This window comes from Xanthomonas sp. NCPPB 2586 (assembly GCF_041475775.2).
In the GTDB taxonomy this organism is placed as follows: domain Bacteria; phylum Pseudomonadota; class Gammaproteobacteria; order Xanthomonadales; family Xanthomonadaceae; genus Xanthomonas; species Xanthomonas campestris.
In genome coordinates, this window is the sequence record NZ_CM192981.1 from 3169239 (window position 1) to 3187010 (window position 17772).

The 17772-nt window shown below is 64.9% G+C and carries 21 protein-coding genes; 9 read left to right on the forward strand and 12 right to left on the reverse strand.

The window, feature by feature from the left end:
* Positions 1–226: 226 nt before the first annotated feature.
* From ACCQ09_RS13700 to ACCQ09_RS13720, 5 genes are all read right to left on the reverse strand, one after another.
* On the reverse strand, positions 227–1432 hold the full coding sequence (locus tag ACCQ09_RS13700; protein WP_040941505.1) for an AGE family epimerase/isomerase: 1206 nt from the start codon (positions 1430–1432) through the stop codon (positions 227–229).
* Positions 1429–2415, reverse strand: a complete 987-nt coding sequence (locus ACCQ09_RS13705; protein WP_040941506.1) for a carbohydrate kinase family protein — start codon at positions 2413–2415, stop codon at positions 1429–1431. Before ACCQ09_RS13705 ends, ACCQ09_RS13700 begins: the two co-directional genes overlap by 4 nt.
* Positions 2412–3722, reverse strand: coding sequence for an L-fucose:H+ symporter permease (gene fucP / locus ACCQ09_RS13710; protein ID WP_040941507.1), 1311 nt, complete (start codon positions 3720–3722; stop codon positions 2412–2414). Before fucP ends, ACCQ09_RS13705 begins: the two co-directional genes overlap by 4 nt.
* Before the next feature lie 13 nt (positions 3723–3735).
* On the reverse strand, positions 3736–4881 hold the full coding sequence (locus ACCQ09_RS13715; RefSeq protein ID WP_372386127.1) for a LacI family DNA-binding transcriptional regulator: 1146 nt from the start codon (positions 4879–4881) through the stop codon (positions 3736–3738).
* A gap of 207 nt (positions 4882–5088) precedes the next feature.
* Positions 5089–5925 carry a transporter gene (locus tag ACCQ09_RS13720; RefSeq protein ID WP_228428298.1) on the reverse strand — a complete coding sequence of 279 codons (837 nt, stop codon included), beginning with the start codon at positions 5923–5925 and terminating at the stop codon, positions 5089–5091.
* Between ACCQ09_RS13720 and ACCQ09_RS13725 the strand changes: the two genes are divergently transcribed.
* Positions 5844–6023, forward strand: coding sequence for a hypothetical protein (locus ACCQ09_RS13725; protein ID WP_162274426.1), 180 nt, complete (start codon positions 5844–5846; stop codon positions 6021–6023). The two genes, ACCQ09_RS13720 and ACCQ09_RS13725, sit on opposite strands and share 82 nt — an antisense overlap.
* A 155-nt stretch (positions 6024–6178) precedes the next feature.
* On the opposite strand, the gene ACCQ09_RS13730 is transcribed toward ACCQ09_RS13725, so the two are convergent.
* The 6 genes from ACCQ09_RS13730 to ACCQ09_RS13755 are packed head-to-tail and all read right to left on the reverse strand — an operon-like array spanning position 6179 to position 10086.
* The gene (locus ACCQ09_RS13730) at positions 6179–6856 is read right to left on the reverse strand and encodes a DUF2058 domain-containing protein (protein WP_043890343.1); all 678 of its coding nucleotides are present in this window, start codon (positions 6854–6856) and stop codon (positions 6179–6181) included.
* Between the two features lie 18 nt (positions 6857–6874).
* Positions 6875–7111 carry a SlyX family protein gene (locus ACCQ09_RS13735; protein ID WP_011036690.1) on the reverse strand — a complete coding sequence of 79 codons (237 nt, stop codon included), beginning with the start codon at positions 7109–7111 and terminating at the stop codon, positions 6875–6877.
* Entirely contained in the window at positions 7104–8450 is a 1347-nt protein-coding gene (locus tag ACCQ09_RS13740; protein ID WP_011036689.1) for a UDP-glucose dehydrogenase family protein, read from the reverse strand. Before ACCQ09_RS13740 ends, ACCQ09_RS13735 begins: the two co-directional genes overlap by 8 nt.
* Positions 8451–8474: 24 nt before the next feature.
* Positions 8475–9377, reverse strand: a complete 903-nt coding sequence (locus ACCQ09_RS13745; RefSeq protein WP_223648126.1) for an FKBP-type peptidyl-prolyl cis-trans isomerase — start codon at positions 9375–9377, stop codon at positions 8475–8477.
* Positions 9307–9468, reverse strand: a complete 162-nt coding sequence (locus tag ACCQ09_RS13750) for a hypothetical protein (RefSeq protein ID WP_223648265.1) — start codon at positions 9466–9468, stop codon at positions 9307–9309. Before ACCQ09_RS13750 ends, ACCQ09_RS13745 begins: the two co-directional genes overlap by 71 nt.
* A gap of 60 nt (positions 9469–9528) precedes the next feature.
* Positions 9529–10086 carry a glutathione peroxidase gene (locus tag ACCQ09_RS13755; protein WP_014507343.1) on the reverse strand — a complete coding sequence of 186 codons (558 nt, stop codon included), beginning with the start codon at positions 10084–10086 and terminating at the stop codon, positions 9529–9531.
* A gap of 134 nt (positions 10087–10220) precedes the next feature.
* On the opposite strand from ACCQ09_RS13755, the gene ACCQ09_RS13760 reads away from it, so the two are divergent.
* The 7 genes from ACCQ09_RS13760 to ACCQ09_RS13790 all read left to right on the forward strand — a co-directional run bounded on the left by ACCQ09_RS13760 (position 10221) and on the right by ACCQ09_RS13790 (position 14605).
* On the forward strand, positions 10221–10469 hold the full coding sequence (locus ACCQ09_RS13760; protein WP_012438718.1) for a hypothetical protein: 249 nt from the start codon (positions 10221–10223) through the stop codon (positions 10467–10469).
* A gap of 2 nt (positions 10470–10471) precedes the next feature.
* Complete coding sequence (locus ACCQ09_RS13765) at positions 10472–10834, forward strand: GntR family transcriptional regulator (RefSeq protein WP_011036686.1); 363 nt, start codon at positions 10472–10474, stop codon at positions 10832–10834.
* Complete coding sequence (locus ACCQ09_RS13770; RefSeq protein ID WP_011036685.1) at positions 10831–11706, forward strand: ABC transporter ATP-binding protein; 876 nt, start codon at positions 10831–10833, stop codon at positions 11704–11706. The genes ACCQ09_RS13765 and ACCQ09_RS13770 overlap by 4 nt, the downstream gene beginning before the upstream one ends.
* Complete coding sequence (locus ACCQ09_RS13775) at positions 11703–12689, forward strand: ABC transporter permease (protein ID WP_011036684.1); 987 nt, start codon at positions 11703–11705, stop codon at positions 12687–12689. Before ACCQ09_RS13770 ends, ACCQ09_RS13775 begins: the two co-directional genes overlap by 4 nt.
* A gap of 9 nt (positions 12690–12698) precedes the next feature.
* Positions 12699–13523, forward strand: a complete 825-nt coding sequence (locus tag ACCQ09_RS13780) for a GIN domain-containing protein (RefSeq protein WP_228428297.1) — start codon at positions 12699–12701, stop codon at positions 13521–13523.
* 27 nt (positions 13524–13550) lie between these two features.
* Positions 13551–14084 (forward strand): DUF2884 family protein, encoded by a 534-nt coding sequence (locus tag ACCQ09_RS13785; protein ID WP_011036682.1) that lies wholly within the window; start codon positions 13551–13553, stop codon positions 14082–14084.
* Between the two features lie 98 nt (positions 14085–14182).
* Entirely contained in the window at positions 14183–14605 is a 423-nt protein-coding gene (locus tag ACCQ09_RS13790) for a hypothetical protein (RefSeq protein WP_016944498.1), read from the forward strand.
* A gap of 120 nt (positions 14606–14725) precedes the next feature.
* On the opposite strand, the gene ACCQ09_RS13795 is transcribed toward ACCQ09_RS13790, so the two are convergent.
* A complete protein-coding gene (locus ACCQ09_RS13795) occupies positions 14726–16129 on the reverse strand; it encodes a class II fumarate hydratase (protein ID WP_228428296.1) in 1404 nt (467 codons plus the stop codon).
* A gap of 301 nt (positions 16130–16430) precedes the next feature.
* Between ACCQ09_RS13795 and ACCQ09_RS13800 the strand changes: the two genes are divergently transcribed.
* A complete protein-coding gene (locus ACCQ09_RS13800; RefSeq protein ID WP_012438720.1) occupies positions 16431–17753 on the forward strand; it encodes a hemolysin family protein in 1323 nt (440 codons plus the stop codon).
* The last annotated feature ends 19 nt before the right edge of the window (positions 17754–17772 follow it).

Genomic DNA, 17772 nt, shown 5'->3' on the forward strand with positions numbered 1-17772 from the left:
TGGCGCGGTGTCCTCACCGCTTGCGCGACCGTGTGGTGGCATGGATGCCGCCACCGAGCCCCCGGGATGGGTTCACGGCGTGTCCCGCGAGCGGTGAGGGCATCGCGCCCTCGACCGACTAGGCTTCTGACCTCAACGTCTGACTGCGTCTAAATGCCGCTACGAGTCGATATCTCGGCGCCTTGAAGTCATTGAAAGGTGGGCATACCCCGCCGACCCTGTCGCATCACGCAGCCGGCCGCAACACGTTCAACACTTCGTAGCACGCACCCATGGTGTGGTAATCGGTCTTGCCGGCCGGGCTCTTCTCGTCACTGTACTTGCGGTTGTCCGCATCCAGGATGCGGTACCACGCGCCGTAGCGGTGATCGATCATGTGAGTCCAGGAGTAGTCCCAGAGCTTGTCGTACCACTGCCAGTAGCGCGCCTCACCGCTGCGCTGCGCCAACAAAGCGGCGGCGGCCAGCGACTCGGCCTGCACCCAGAAATACTTGTCGTCGTCGCAGACCTTGCCATCGGGGTCGAAGCCGTAATACAGCCCGCCACGCTGCGCATCCCACGACCGCTCCACCGCCACATCGAACAGGTGCTGCGCGGTCGGCAGCAACCAGTCGGCCGGCGCATAGCGATCGAGCAACATCAGCAACTTGGCCCATTCGGTCTGGTGCCCGGGCTGGAACCCCCACGGGCGGAACAGGTGCTTGGGATTGTCGCGGTTGTAGTCCCAATCGATATTCCACTGCAGATCGTAGTGCTCCCACACCAGGCCATCGGCCTTGGCGGCCTGGCGCCGGGTCATGTTGTCGGCGAGCAGCAGCGCGCGGTCGAGATAGCGTTGCTCACCACTGGCCTCGTAGGCGGCGATCATCGCCTCGCACATATGCATGTTGGCGTTCTGGCCGCGATACGTGGTGAAGTTGAACTGCGCATCGGCTTCGTCACGGTACAAACCAAAACCCGGCTCCCAGAAATATTTCTCCAGGAGCTGCCAGGTTTCGTCCATCCACGCGCGTGCTTCGTCCACGCCGGCCTTCAAGCCGCACGAATACGCCAGCAACACGAACGCCACGCCGTAGCAGTGGTTCATGTCGTCTTCCACCACGCCATCGCGCAGCGTCCACGCATAACCGCCGGTGGCGGCATTACGGTGCACGTTACGCAAATAGGCCAGACCATGCCGCACCGCGTCCAGATAGTCGGCATTGCCGAATTCGCGGTAGGCCATCGCATAGTTGAAGACAAAGCGCGTGCTGCTCACCAGATGCCGGTGCCCGGCATCGTAGATCGAGCCGTCGTCGCGGAAATACTGGAAAAAGCCACCGGCCGGGTCGATCGCGCGCGGGTGGTAAAAGGCCATGGTGTCGGCGATGTGCTGGCGCAGGACATCGGCCGAACGGAAATCCGGTGCGGGGGTCGCGGGCAATGGGCTCATGATTGTTCCTGGATCAAAGAATGGACCTCGTCAACGCTGGGCATCGCGGCAAACGCGCCCTTGCGTGTCACTGCCAGCGCACCAACGGCGGCGGCGAAGCGAATCACCTCGGCAATGGCCGCCGGGTCGGCACACAGCTGCTCAAGCGGGCTCGCGCGCGCCGCCAGCTGGAACAACAGGCCGCCCACGAAGGCATCGCCGGCCGCCGTGCTGTCGCGCATCTGCACATGGAACGCTGGCACCTGCCCGGAATCCACACGCGTCTGCCAATGCACCGGCCCGCCGCCATCGGTGACAAGCAACCAACGGGCGTGACCTTGCCATAGCTTCTGCGTCACCGCGCTGGCATCGCTGTCGAGCGTGCCGGCGAGATAGTCGAGCTCTTCGCGCGACAGTTTCACCACGTCGGCAAGCGCGAGCGCTTCCCACAACAGCGGTGCCGGGTCGACATCCTGCGGCCACAGCATCGGGCGCAGATTGAGATCCAGGCTGACGATGGCGCCATCGGCACGCGCGCGGCGCATGCCGTCGAGCGTGCACTGCGCGATGGCCGGCTCGGTCATGCTGTTGGAGCACACGTGCAACACGGCCGCCTGCGCAAAGCCATCGGCGGCGAAATGTTCGGCACGGAACAACAGGTCGGCCGCCGGCGGGCGATAGAAGCTGAAACTGCGTTCGCCGGCCGCATCCAGCGCGACGAATGCCAGCGCCGTCTTGGCCTCATCGGTGCGCACGATGCCATCGGTCACGACACCGGCCTGCTGCAGGCTCTCCAGCAGAAAATCGCCAAACATGTCGCGCCCGAGCATGCCTACAAAATGCGCCGCGCCGCCCAGGCGTGCCACCGCAACAGCCACGTTGGCCGGAGCGCCACCCGCATATTGGGCGAAGGTGCGGGCCTCGTCCGGGCCGGCCGGCGGCAGCGCCAGCATGTCGATCAGCGCTTCGCCGAAACACACCACCTGGTTCTTGGCAGCACTCATGCGCGCGCCTCCGCCAGTGCGCCGCGCAGACGCGAGCCCCAGATGCCGTAAAACACGATGTACAGGTAGCACAGCAGCGGCAACACGAATGACTCATGCAAGCCGATGCGGTCTGCCAGCAGACCCTGCAGGTACGGCACGATCGCGCCACCCACAATGGCCATGATCAGCAGGCTCGACGCACGCCCGGTCAGCGGACCAAGACGCTCGATGCCCAAGGTGAAAATGGTCGGGAACATGATCGAGTTGAACAGGCCGATCGCCACCAGCGCATACACCGCCAGCATCCCGCCACTGGCCATGGTCAGGCCCAGCAGCAGCGCATTGATACCTGCGAATACCGACAACAACACGCGCGGCGACAACTTGGCCAGCAGCGCCGAGCCAATGAAGCGCCCGATCATCGCCAGCGTCCAGTACGCGGAGACGTAGTTGGTTGCCTGACGCTCGGTGAAGCCGCCGATCTGCGGCAGCGAGAAGTAGTTGACCATCAGGCTGCCGATCGCGACTTCCGCCCCCACGTAGAAGAAGATCGCCAGCACGCCGAACCGCACATGCGGATAGCGCAAGGCATCCAGCAGCGAATGCGCGCTTTCGTCCTTCTGCGCACTCGCATCGGTGAGCGCCGGCAGGCGGAACAGGAACACGAAGATCGCCAGCAGGAACAACACCACCGCCAGGCCGATATACGGCCCCTGCACTGCCTGCGCTTCCTGCACGCGATAGGCCAACTGCTCGGCGTCCGGCAGCACCTTGAGCTGGTCGCCCGTCATCACGGTGTTGGACAGGATCAGCCAGCCACCGAACAGCGGCGCGATCGCGGTACCAAGCGAATTGAGCGCCTGTGCCAGGGTCAGCCGGCTCGATGCGCTGCGCTCGGGACCGAGCAGCGCCACGTATGGATTGGCCGCCACTTGCAGGATGGTGATGCCGGTGGCCAGCACGAACAACGCACCGAGGAAGGCGCCATACACGCGCAATTCCGCCGCCGGCCAGAAGCCCAGCGCGCCAACCGCCGCCACCGCCAGGCCAGCCACGATGCCCTGCTTGTAACCCAACCGCGCCACCAGCCAGCCGGCCGGTAGCGACATCAGGAAATACGCGCCGAAGAAGGTGAACTGCACCAGCATCGCCTGCGCGAAGTTGAGCTCGAACACCGCCTTCAAATGCGGGATCAGGATGTCGTTGAGGCAGGTGAGAAAGCCCCACATGAAAAAGATCGTGGTGGCCACCGACAACGCGACGCCGTTGTTGACGGGCGCCTTGTTGCCGCTTGGCACAGTGGATTGCGTGGAAAGGGAAACCATAGGAGTTGCCTGGTCAGCGGCCTGGGGCCTTGGTGGGGGGATGGGTGGACACTGCGGGGGACGGTGCACATGCGCTGCTCGCGCGAATCTTCAATGCCACCGCGGCGGTAAGCCGCTGCGGCGCATGGTCGGGGTGTTCAATGCGCTGCAGCATCAGCCGTGCGGCCTGCTGGCCACGCGCGCGTGGGTCGGCCGCCAAGGTGGTGAGTGCGGGGGTGAACAAGCCGGCTTCGGCGATATCGTCAAAGCCGGTCACTGCAAAGTCGCGGCCGGGCACAATGCCGCGCATGGCCAACGCGGCCATCAATCCGAGTGCAACGCTGTCGTTGTAGCAAACCGCGGCACTGGCAGTGCGGTCGGGGTGCGCAAGCATCTGGGTCGCACAGACTGCGGCGTCCTGACGGTTAGGCGCCGACTCCACCCACTGCACTGCCAGACCGGCGGCCGCCATCGCGCGTGCGTAACCTGCGCGCCGTTGCCGGCAGGAACTGGACGCGGCATGCCCACCGAAAAAGACGATGTGCCGATGGCCCTGCGCGATGAGATGCGAGCAGGCCTCGAACGCGCCCTGCTCGTTGTCCAGCGCCAGCAGATCCCACTCGGCATCGGCGACCTCGCGATTGAACAGCAGCACATTGCGCTGCCGTCCCAATGCCTGGGTCAGTGCCTGCGCCTGACTGCCTTCGGCCGGCGACAGGATAATGCCGGCGGGCGTGTGCTCCATCAGCGAGCTCAGCACCGCCTGCTGGCGTTGCGTGGATTCACCGGTGCTACCGAGCAAGGTCACGTACCCGGCTGCGCCCAGCGCCTCGTCCACGCCAGCGGCGAATTCGGCAAAGAACGGATTGGACAGATCATTGATCACCAGCGCGATGCTGGATGACGTGCGGCGGCGCAGATTGGCGGCGGCACGGTTATAGACATAATGTTGGCGATCCAGCTCGGCCTCGACCCGCGCGCGCGTGCTAGCATGCACCAGCGGGCTGCCGCGCAGCACCAGCGACACCGTCGCGCGCGAGACACCGATGGCGTTGGCGATATCGCGCAAGGTCACCGCGCCACGGCGGGTGCTGCGCGCTGCGTCGTCCTCAGGCGACGGAGGCGCCAGCGTGGTGCGGGTCACGCAGCAGACCTGGAGTGGTAAGGAAGAGGCATGCACTCGACGCTGATTGGATCGATCCAATTAGGCCTTTTCCCTGCATTCAATGCATGCGGCAGTGCAGCATTTCTGTGGGAACGGGCTGGAGCGTGCGTCGGTCAGTTGGATGGCACTAACGAATGTCCCTGCCCCGCGACGACCAGCGCAAGCGCCCTGGCTCCAAGTCCGGCGCCTGTGTGCTGGCCCCAACGTATCCGGAGCTAACTATTACTGGAACGCGATCGACAGCCCTAGCCCGCCCTGCCAGTCCGGGCTCTCGGAGGTCAGCCCACGCAACACCGAGACATCCAACTGCATCGCGTGCGGCAGCTGCCAGGCACCGCCCGCGCCCGCTACCCGTGCGTGGTCACCCCCCGAGTCGATGCCGGCTTCCACATAGCTGCTGAAGTGCTCGCCGGAAAAGAAGGTGTAGTTCGGTGCGAAGGTCCATTGGTGGCCATCGCTATCGCGGGCATAGTTGACGTACAACGCCAATGCGCGCTCCTGCGGTAGGTCCCACGAGGCGGTGACACCCAGTTCGCGCGAATAGCCGTCGCTGAAGGCCGCACTGCCGGTCGGCACGCTGTAGCTGCCGAGCACGGCCCAATGAAAGCTCTCCACGCGCGACGGCAGCGCCACCTTGAGCGCAACGTGGCTGTCGCCACCACCCCGCACACGTTCACCACCGCCGTGCTGCCAGTTGTAGCTGTCACTGCCCAGCTGCAGCTCGACGTTCTCAAACAGGCCCAGGCGCAGCACGGTATCGGCCGTGTACAGCGTGGTGCGCTGCCCGCCGCTGCGGTCGGTGCTGGCATCGGGAAGCCCCTGTTCCCAGGCAAACGCGCCGGGGCGCAGCGTCTCGGCCGCGAACGGGATCCCCGGGCGATCGAACGCCGGCGCATCGTCGGCCTGCGCGGAAGCGCGCTGGCTGAGCAGAGTCAGTGCGAGCAGCACTGCGGCGGATGTACCGAGACCGCGTGCAAATGATCGGCGACGTGATTGCGCGCAATACGTTGCTTCAGCCGCAGGGGAAGAAGCAAGACGAAAAAGCGACAGTGCGGACATGGCAAGACCTTCCAATGAAGAAGCGGCGGCGCATCAGTCGCGTCATCATCCCGAAGCCGCCATCCGCGAGCGCTGCGATGGTGGGGTGCTGGCCGTGATTAGCCTGTGTATCGCGGCGCAACAGAACCGAAGCGCTGGAAGGCGGGCATTCGTTAGGCCTGCGGGCCAACAAAGACAGCGACGGGCAAACAAAAAGGCACCGCTCAGGTGCCTGATTTGCTGCCTTCAATGTGCCGGAAAAACACGCCCCGCCTCACCAGACCAGGTCGTCCGGCACCTGATACTTCGGGTCGGCGTACGGGTCGTCACCGGCCGGTGCATTGGGATCCACTTTCAACGCTACCGATGGTGCAAACACGGCTTCGGCTTCGGCCAGCACCTGCGCTGTCACCAGCAGATAGCGGCCGTTGAGTTGCAGCACGCCCAACTCGCCGGCATTGAGGGCCTTGAGCTGATCGGCGGTGACGTAGATGCGCTTGATCTTGCCGCCATATGGAAAATGGCGGGCGATGTCCGCTTCCGCGTGATTGAGGCTCTTGTCCTTGAGCAGTTCTTCGAGCTTGGCCTTGGCTTCGCGCCGCAGGCGTGCTTCTTCCTGCTTCACGCGCTCGGCTTCGATGCGCTCGTCCTTCTCGCGTTGCGCGCGGATCGCGTAGGCCTTGGCCAGATCGATGTCCTCGCGGGTACGCGCAGGCCGGGGCCCACGACGGTCTGCGTTCGGATGCGGCCTGGCGGAGGGCGCGGGCTTGCCGTCGGGTGCCGCAGCGGCATGCGGCCGCTGCGGTCCCCTGCCCTGTCCCGGCTTGCCGGGCGCAGGCTTGCCACCCTTGCCATGCGGACGCGCGGCAGGCCGTGCGTCGGGTTTGCGTTCGGGCTTGGGGGCGGGCTTGAAGCCCAACCCAAGCAACTGGTCACGTAGGGTATCGCTCATGGCGGTGGCAATCTGCAATCAATAGTGCGGCGGTGGCGGTTCGTCCGCCGCATCCGCAAACAACGTGGAGCGCACCTTGCCCAGATCCTCGAGCAGGTGGCGGATCAATTCGGCATTGCGGGCGCCCGTCAAACGGGCGTCCGCAAGCGCTTCACTCAGTTCGGTCAGCGCCTGCTCCTGAAAAGAGAGGCGCGTTTCCAGTTCCACCAACCGCGCTTCCAGTTCCTGGTCGCGCGGCGAGAGTTGCTCATGCATGCAGCGAACGGCCTCGTCCGATGGCGTAGTACGCCAGACCTGCGGCTTCGATCTCCTGCGGGTCGTACAGGTTGCGGCCGTCGAACACGACGTCGTCCTTCAGAGCCTGCTTGATCTTGCCGAAATCCGGGCTGCGGAACTGCTTCCACTCGGTGACCACGACCAGCGCGTCGGCGCCTTCCAGTGCGGCGAAGGCGTCGTCGCAGAACGCCAGGTCGTCGCGCTCGCCGAAGATGCGCTTGGCTTCGTGCGTGGCTTCGGGGTCGTACGCGCGCACCTTGGCACCGGCTTCCCACAACTGCGCCATCAGGCGACGGCTGGAGGCTGCACGCATGTCATCGGTATTGGGCTTGAACGCCAGGCCCCACACCGCAAAGGTCTTGCCGGCGATGCTGCCGTTGCCATCGGCATAGTGACGCTGCACCAGTTCGAACAGATGCCCCTTCTGCGCGTTGTTGACGCTTTCCACCGCGTTGAGCAGGGTCGGCTGCATGCCGTACTGCTGCGCGGTCTTGGCGAGCGCCTGCACATCCTTCGGGAAGCACGAGCCGCCGTAGCCGGCACCGGGATAGATGAAGTGCCAGCCAATGCGCGGATCCGAACCAATGCCGTTACGCACATGCTCGACGTCCGCACCGACGCGTTCGGCAATGTTGGCGATCTCGTTCATGAAACTGATCTTGGTCGCCAGCATCGCGTTGGCCGCGTACTTGGTCAGCTCGGCCGAGCGCACATCCATTTCCACGATGCGATCGCGGTTGCGGTTGAACGGGGCATACAGACGGCGCATGCGTGCAATCGCTGCCGGCTTCTTGGCCCCGATCACGATCCGGTCCGGGCGCATGCAGTCGGCCACCGCGTCGCCTTCCTTGAGGAACTCAGGGTTGGAAACCACGTCGAACTCATGGTCCACGCCGCGTGCATCCAGTTCTTCCTGGATGGCCGCGCGCACCTTGTCGGCGGTACCGACCGGCACCGTGGACTTATTGACGATCACCGACGGCCCGTCGATATGACGGCCCACGGTGCGCGCAACCGCCAGCACGTACTGCAGGTCGGCGCTGCCGTCCTCGTCCGGCGGCGTGCCCACGGCGATGAAGGTGATTTCGCCGTGCGCAATCGCCTCGGCCGCGTCGGTGGTGAAGCGCAACCGGCCAGAGGCGTGGTTGGCTTTCACCATCGGCTCCAGGCCGGGTTCATAGATGGGAATCACCCCACGATTGAGACCATCAACTTTCGCCTGGTCGATATCCACGCAGATAACGTGATGACCTACTTCCGCCAGACAGGTACCGGTGACAAGACCAACATAGCCGGTACCAAAGATCGCAACTCGCATGGGTGGGGGTACTCCTGTGGGGGATCAGGGAAGGATACCCATCAGTTCGACATCGAACGTCAACGTTGCGTCCGGTCCGATCGGCCCCCCTTGCGTGCCGTTCGGGCCATAGGCCAAGTTGGATGGAATCCAGAAACGATATTTCGAACCGACCGGCATCAAGGCGACACCCTCGGTCCATCCAGCAATCACTTGATTCAGACCAAACTCGGCCGGCTGGCCGCGCTGGTAAGAGCTATCGAAGACCTTCCCGTCGAGCAGCTTGCCTTCGTAGTTGACGCGCACCGTGTTGGTAGGCATCGGGCGCTCGCCGCTGCCCTGGCGCAGCACCATGTACTGCAGACCCGAGGCCGTGGTGATCACGCCCTTTTCGGTCTTGTTCTTGGCCAGGAACGCATTGCCTTCTTCGCGATTCTTGGCGCCGGCTGCGCCCTGCTTGGCAGTGGCGAACGCCTGCATCGTTGCGGCCGCTTCCTGCTGGGTCAACCGCGTGGTGCCCTTGGCGAATACGGTGCGGACGGCTTCCATCAGGATCGACAGATCGATCTCGTCCTTGATGCCGGCCAGCGACGGGCCAACCGCGCGGTCACCCAGCATCAGGCCGACATTTTCCTTGGACGGCGCCGCCGGGGCGCTGCCCGGTGCCATGCCCGGCATCTGCTGGCCATTGCGTGCCGCCAGCGCGGTGCGCAGTGCGGTGTCGGTGGCCTGGGTCTGCTCGTCGGACAACAGCGGCTTGCCGCCCTTGAAGGCGTTCTCGATGGCGCGCTGCATGGCGCCCACATCAATGTCCTGCGCGATCGGCTCGAACGAACGTGCCACGTCCATACCGATGGCGTAACTCACGTTGCTCTTTTCAGACGATGCATTCAAAGCCGGCTTCTCCTTGGTGGCCGCTGCGGCCGGTTGTTGCGACATCGCAGGCATCGTTGCCGACATTGCCACCATCAGTAGCGACGCCGCCGCGCCGCGCTTTCCCATCTTCATTCGATGCACTTCCCGAAAGTGAAAAGATCACGCCGACGCCGGCGCTGAATGCGCATTGTCGCATGTGCACGCGACGTTGCGCGCGCCGCGCTCAGCGTGCTGGCGCCTTGAGCTCGCGCTCGATCGCCGCCAGCACCTGCGGGTCGTCCGGCTTGACCTTGCTCGGGAACTGCGCCACCACCTGTCCATTGCGACCGATCAAATACTTGTGGAAGTTCCAACCCGGCGCCACGCCGGTCTCGCGCGTCAGTCGCTGATACAGCGGGGTCGCCTGCGCGCCCAGCACATGCACCTTCTCAAACATCGGGAACTTGACGCCATAGGTCAGCGTGCAGAATTCCTGGATCTGTTTCTCAGATCCGGGTTCCTGCCCCTGGAAATCGTTGGACGGGAAGCCGAGCACCGTGAACCCGCGGCTGCCGAAGCGCTGATTGAGCGCTTCCAGGCCTTCGTACTGCGGGGTGAAGCCGCACTTGCTGGCGGTGTTGACCACCATCACCACCTTGCCGCCGTAACTACGGTTCAGGTTGATTGGGGCCTTGCCGGCCAGCGGGCGGTAGTCCAGATCCAGCACCGACGTACCGGCCGCCGCCGCAGCAGTGGAAAAAAGTCCAGCAAATACAAGGACCAACAGACGATTGAGCGACATGAGCGGTGCCCTAGGTGGTGAGGACACACGCGCCGGCGGCGGGGTGCCATCAGTTGGGTATGACAGGCAGTTGACTGCCTGCGTTTCGGTGTTATAGTTGAATACAACACCAGTCATCCAACGCAGGGGAAAGCATGAACAGCACACGCTTTACGCGACCAGTTCCGCTGCTGCTGTTCGGCAGCACCCTGTTCGCCATTGGTTGCCTGGGAGCCGCTTCCAGTCAGGTCACGGATACCGGCGCCGATTATGGCGCGTCGGAGGCGGTTACGGAAAACGCGACAACTCCCCCCGAGACACGCACCCGGCCCAGCCGGCACCTGCGCGCCTCGCTGTCGATGCCCTATTTCTCCTTCGCGCAAGTCCTGCGCCCACGGAGCTGATCATGACTGACATCCAGTGGAGCGACGGCGCTCCCATCTATCGCCAACTCAAGGAACGTGTGATTGCCATGATGCTCGATGGAATCCTCAAGCCTGGCGACGCCCTGCCCTCGGTACGGCAAGTGGCGGCCGACTATCAATTGAACCCCATCACCGTCTCGCGCGCCTATCAGGAACTGGCCGACGAAAACCTGGTGGAGAAGCGCCGCGGCCTGGGCATGTTCATGACCCCGGAAGCCGCACAGAAATTGCGCGGAAGCGAACGCGAGCGCTTCCTCAATGAAGAATGGCCTGCGGTGCTGGAACGCATCCAGCGCCTGGGACTGACCATCGACGATCTGCTGCCACAGGGGAAAACACCATGACCGCCGTCTCTACCGACCACGTGGTCGACGCTCGTGGCCTGCGCAAGGCCTACAAGCACCGACTTGCGCTGGACAACACCAGCTTCACCATCGCCGCCGGCCGCATCATCGGGCTGATCGGCCCCAACGGCGCCGGCAAGACCACCGCGCTCAAGGCCGTGCTGGGCCTGACCGATTTCGACGGCGAGCTGCAGGTGCTGGGCATGGACCCGCGCACGCAACGCAATGCGCTGATGAACGAGGTCTGCTTCATTGCCGATGTAGCGGTGCTGCCGCGCTGGCTGCGGGTCGGCGAGGCCATCGACTTCGTCGCCGGCGTGCACCCGCGCTTTGACCGTGCCAAATGCGAGCGCTTTCTGGCCAACACCCAGCTCAATCGCAAATCGCGGGTGCGCGAACTCTCCAAGGGCATGATCGTGCAGCTGCACCTGGCCCTGGTGATGGCCATCGATGCGCGCATCCTGGTGCTGGACGAGCCCACGCTGGGCCTGGACATCCTGTACCGCAAGCAGTTCTACCAGCGCCTGCTGGAAGACTACTTCGACGAGCAGAAGACCATCATCGTCACCACCCATCAGGTGGAAGAGATCGAGCACATCCTCACCGATGTGATGTTCATCCGCGACGGCCGCATCGTGCTCACGGCCGATATGGAACACGTCGCCGAGCGCTACACCGAAGTACTGGTCAACGCCGAGCACCTGGACAGCGCGCGCGCACTGGGCCCCATCGACGAGCGCAGCCTGCCGTTCGGCAAGACCGTGATGCTGTTCGACGGTGCGCCCAAGGAGCAACTCGCCCGTTTCGGTGAAACCCGCAATCCCGGCCTGGCCGATCTGTTTGTTGCTGTCATGAAGGGGACCTACGCATGAATGCAATGACCCACCAAGCATCTCCCGCACGCACGTTCACCTGGCTGCTCAAACGCGAGTACTGGGAGCACCGTGGCGGTTTCGTCTGGTCGCAGGTGATCACCGGCGGCATCGCGGTGTTCTTCGCGCTGCTGGGCGCGGTGATCGGCGCAGTCAGCGCGCGCGGCAACATGTCCGGCGACAGCATGAGGATGGATGACCTGGCCGAATACACCCGCACCCTGGGCCAGGTGGGCGACGGCCTGCTGCTGGGCGGCATCGGCATCGCCTCGGTCGTACTGGCCTTCGTGGTGTTCTTCTATGCGCTGGGCAGCCTCTACGACGACCGCCGCGATCGCAGCGTGCTGTTCTGGAAGTCGTTGCCGGTGTCGGACACGCAGACAGTGCTGTCCAAGGCCGCATGGGCGTTGTTGCTGGCGCCGCTGATCGCGATTGCGATCGGTCTGGTGGTCGGCCTTGCCCTGTGGTTGATCGCCATCGGTGGTGCGTTGATCGCCGGCGTCCCCAGCCCATGGGCCATGGCCACGCATTCGCATCCGTTCGCTTTGGTTGGACGGCTGTTGATGACCGTGCCGATGAGCCTGTTGTGGTCGCTGCCGACCGTGGGCTGGCTGATGTTCTGCTCGGCCTGGGCCACGTCCAAGCCGTTCCTGTGGGCGGTGCTGTTCCCGCTGCTGGCCTGCGTGATGCTGAGCATTCTCTCGGCCATGCCCGGTGTGTCGCTGCCGATCGGCTGGGTCTGGTACATCGTCGGCTACCGCGGCCTGCTCAGTGCCCTGCCCGGCACCTGGTCGCCGCGCGCGGTCAGCGGCACCCTGGACAGCAGTGCGATGCAGAACCCCAGCGACCTGGTGCAGTGGGTGCTGCAACACACCGACAGCGCACGCGTCTACGGCAACCCGGACATCTGGATCGGTGCGGCCATCGGCGTTGCCCTGATCGCTGCCTCCATCTACCTGCGCCGCCGGCGCTCCGAAGCCTGAGGTCGCGCCATGCGCCTGCAACTGAGTCTGCTCCTGCTGCTTGGTCTGCCCGGTGTTGCCCTGGCCGAAGAGCAGTGCAAGTTTTCCGACCCGCGCAGCTTGGAGTTGCAGCTGTCCGGGATCAAGACGGTGTTGTTCGAAATCGCCTCCAATGAGCTGCGCCTGGAGGCGCTTCCGGGCAGCAGCGGGCGCGTGAGCGGGCGTGCCTGCGCTGCCCGGCCCGAGTTGCTGCGCAACCTCACCGTCACCCAGAAACGGATGGGCACCAAACTGGTAGTCACGCTGGAAGACGACCGCCCGCTGCGCATTTCCATTGGCGAGAGCTACGCCTATCTGGACCTGCGCGGCAGCGTGCCGAATACGCTGCTGGTGCAGTTCGACATCGGTTCTGGCGATGCCGAGATCAGCGGCGCCGCAGCCGTCAGCGCCGACGTGGGCTCCGGCGACATGACCGTTCGCCGCACCAAGGGCCGCGTGACCGCCAAGGTGGGTTCGGGCGATATCGAACTGGAGGACGCGGGCGCCTTGCAGGTGCTGGCCGTGGGCTCTGGCGATATCAAGGCGCGCCAGATCCGTGGCGCGGCCGAGGTCGGCAAGATCGGCTCGGGCGACGTGAAGCTGCATGGCGTCGCCGGCAACGTGCAGGTCGGCAGCATTGGCTCGGGCGATCTCGAAGTCCGCGATGTACAAGGCAGCGTCAACATCGAATCGATCGCCTCCGGGGCCGCGGATGTGCGCAAGGTGCAAGGGGATCTGACGTTGGCGCACAAGGGCAGCGGCGATATCAACGCCAGCGATATCTCCGGCACCACGCGTGTGCCGGCCGACAATTGATCAACGTCCAACATGGGGAGACTGCAGATGAAAGTGCTTGCTTCGGCATTACTGATGGGGGCGTTGCTGGTGGGGTGTGGCGGGCACTCGGAAAGCACGACCAGCGGCTCGGCACAGGTCAACGGCAGCGGTGTGACGTTCGACAACAACAGCGTCACGCTCAACCGTAGCGGCTTGCCGGCGGCCAGGATCGGTGCAGACGGCAGCTTGCGCATCGCTGGCAAGCCGGTGGCGCTGAACGCTGCGCAGCAGCAGGCCATGCGCGGCTATTACGCGCAGTTGCAGGCCGTGGCCAAGCAAGGCATCGAGATCGGCACCAAGGGCGCGGCGTTCGGTGCGCACGCGGCGGGCGAAGCGCTCAAGGGCGTGCTGAGCGGCAACCCCGACCAGATCGGCGGGAAGATCGAAGCCGAGGCCGACACCTTCAAGCAACACGCACTGCAGATCTGCGACCGCCTGGTTGGTCTGCGCACGGCGCAGGATGCGGCCGCCAGCCTGATTCCGGCCTTTGCGCCCTACGCCAGCCTCACCCAGCACGACGTCGAGGACTGCCGCAAGTAACGCCACTGCGCCGGCATGCGCCGCCCCGGTCGATTGATCGGGGCGGCGTTGACGGACGCGGGATTACACTAGTGGTCTTCCCACGACCCTCCGACCCCATGAACAAGCTCGTGATCCTCTGCATGGCGCTGCTGCTGTGCACTCTAGCCGCCTGCGGTGACCAATCGTCCCGCCGCGCCGAACGTGGCAAGCCACGCGTCGCGGTGACCACCCAGTCGGTGATGATTCGCCGCCCACCCGCAGCCAATGCGGAAATCACCCCGGACGGCACGCTGAAGATCGACGATATCGCCCTGCCGCAGGCCGAGCCGACCCGGCTCAAGTTGCAGCTGCTGTTCGGTCACCTGCAGATGTTGCGTCAGCAGGCCATCGCCGATGCGGGCCCGGACCCCGGGTACAAGTCGATCAAGCTCACCGCAACGCCGGACATCCAGCGCCTGAGTGGCGAATTGCTCAACGACATCCCGCCGCTGCAGCCGTATCGCGAAAGCTTCGGCAACGTGCAGGCCGAGCGGCATTGAGTCTGCATAATCGCGGCAATCCGTAATCGCGGCAATCCGTAGGAGCGCGCTTGCGCGCGATGAAGCGTTATCGATACCGCCCATCGCGCACAAGTGCGCTCCTACAACAGCTGACTGCGGTCAGCCGCCACCACCGCCACCCGCCTGGATGCCGCCGCGTGTCAACGCCGCCGGATCCAGCAAACGGCGCAGCTCTGCCTCGCTCAGACCGCTGTCTTCCTTGGCCACATCCAGCACCGGGCGCTGCTCCTTGTAGGCGCGCTTGGCGATCGCGGCAGCCTTTTCGTAGCCGATGATCGGGTTGAGCGCGGTCACCAGGATCGGGTTACGGTCCAGGGCCTCGCGCACGCGCTCCTGGCGCACCTTCAATCCGGCAATGGCGGTATCGGCGAGCAGGCGCGAGACGTTGCTGAGCAGGTTGATCGAATCCAGTAGGTTCGCGGCGATCAGCGGCAACGCCACGTTCAACTGAAAATTGCCGGTCTGCCCGGCCACCGTGATCGCGGCGTGGTGCCCGATGACCTGCGCGCACACCATCACGGTCGCTTCGGGAATCACCGGATTCACCTTGCCCGGCATGATCGAACTGCCTGGCTGCAGCGCCGGCAATTCGATCTCGCCCAGCCCTGCCAGCGGCCCGGCATTCATCCAGCGCAGGTCGTTGGCGATCTTGATCAAGGCCACCGCCAGCGCATTGAGCTGGCCCGACAATTCCACCGCATCATCCTGCGCCGCCAGGCCTTCGAACTTGTTCTCGGCACTTTCGAACTTGACGCCGCTCAACGTGGACAAGGCCTTGGCCACCTTGCCGCCGAAGCGCGGATCGGCGTTGATGCCGGTGCCAATCGCAGTGCCGCCCAGCGGCAACCGGTGCAGCCGCTTCAGGCTGTCGTCGATGCGCTCCTGCGCGGAACTGAGCTGTGCAGACCATGCGCCGAACTCCTGGCCAAAGGTCAGCGGCATCGCATCCATCAGATGCGTGCGGCCGGTCTTGACGATCTTGTCCAGACCCTTGGCGCGCTTGTCGATGGTCTTGCGTAGGTGCTTGAGCGCAGGCTGCAGCTGCTCCTGCACCGCCAGCAATGCCGAGACGCGAATGGCGGTGGGCACCACATCGTTGGAACTCTGCCCGAGATTGACGTGGTCATTGGGATGCACCGCATCCTTACCGGCGCGCGTGGCCAACGTGGCAATCACCTCGTTGGCATTCATGTTCGACGACGTACCAGAGCCGGTCTGATACACATCGATCGGGAAATGCGCATCGTGCGCGCCCTGCGCCACCTGCAAGGCGGCTTCCTGCACCACCTTGGCCACCGATTTGGACAGCAGCCCGAGATCGGCGTTGACGCCTGCGGCCGCGGCCTTGATCAACCCCAGCGCGCGAATGAAACCGCGCGGCATCGGCTGGCCGGAAATCGGGAAGTTCTGCACAGCGCGCTGGGTCTGCGCACCCCACAACGCATCGGCAGGCACCTGCAACTCGCCCATGCTGTCGTGTTCGATCCTGAAACTCTCGCTCATCTGCACTCTCCGCACATCGTTGATTGGTGGTGAAGGAAGGCTGGCAGCGGGGCGCACCCGGGCTGGCGACGCCATACGATACGCGCCCACGCCGTTGCCGCGATGTCATCGCAGCACTGCGGCTAGACTGCTGCCTGTGTTTGCTGGAGATCTTTCGCTGCCATGGGCCACGCGCCTGACTGTAGGACCAATCTTTTGATCGCGTGCCACGCCACGCCACGCCACGCCACGCCACACCGCCGCCCCAGCCCCGCACACGTTGCGCAGCGCGTTCCAGTCAACGCACGGCGTGGAGCACGCCATGTGGGCTAACGTCGGGCTGTTGCTGGTCGCGCTGTTGCTGGTGCTGTTGAACGGGTTTTTTGTCGCCGCCGAATTTGCACTGTTTAAATTGCGGCATACCCAGGCGGTGGGCCTGGCCGAACACCACGGCTGGCGCGGGCGCCTGCTGCTGGGCGTGCATGCACACCTGGACGCGTATCTATCGGCCTGCCAGCTCGGGATTACGCTGGCCTCGCTTGGCCTGGGCTGGGTCGGCGAGCCGGCCTTCGCGCACCTGCTGCAGCCGGTGTTCGACACGCTGGGTCTATCGCCGGAAGCCGCGCAGTTCACCGCGCTGGCGATCGCCTTCAGCCTGATCTCGTTTCTGCACATCGTGCTCGGCGAACTGGCGCCCAAATCGATGGCCATTCGCCGCCCGGAACGCATGTCGCTGTGGACGGCCGCACCGCTGTACGCGTTCTACTGGGTCATGTATCCGGCGATCTGGGTGCTCAACAACAGCGCCAACCGGCTGCTACGCGTGCTGGGCTGGGGCGAGGTGGAGCATCAATCGCACCGCTATTCGCGCGAAGAACTCAAGCTGATCGTGGGCCGCCAGGACCCCAACGCGGCTGCGCCCGACCACGGCATGGCACTGATGAGCCATGTGCTGGAGCTACCCGACCTGGTGGCTGGCGACCTGATGCGCCCGCGCGAACACCTGCGCAGCCTGCGGGAAGGCATGACGCTGCAGACGGTGCTGGCGGAATTCAGCACCTCGCGTTACAGCCGTTATCCCTGGTTCGACGCCGATGGCGAGCAGGTACTCGGCATCCTGCACACCAAGGACATCCTGGTGGCGATGGCGCGCGGCCAGACCCTGGATGCGTTGCGCACCCTGCTGCGCCCGGCCACCGTGCTGGCGCTGGAAAGCCCGATCCCGCGGGCGCTGGAGCAGTTCCGCAGCGGCGCCACCCATCTTGCGCTGTGCGTGGACGAGCACGGCCGCATCCTGGGCTTCTTCACCCTGGAGGACCTGCTGGAGGTGGTGGTGGGCGAGATCGAGGACGAGCACCGCCACGTGGTGCGCGACGCACCGGTGCGCGGCCCGGACGGCTCGCTGCTGGTGGCCGGCAGCACCTCGATCTTTCGCCTGGAACGCCTGCTGGGCCGGGATCTCAGCGCGCCCGACCAGGTCAATTCGGTTGGCGGCCTGATCGTGCACCAGCTGCAGCGGCTGCCGGAAGAAGGCGAGACCCTGGAACTGGACGGGCACCTGCTCACGGTCCGGCGGATGGTCGGCCACCGCATCCAGGCGGTGACGGTGCGCCCGGTCGGCGAAGCCGGCGCCGGGGCGGCGTAGAATAGCCGCCCCGCCTGCT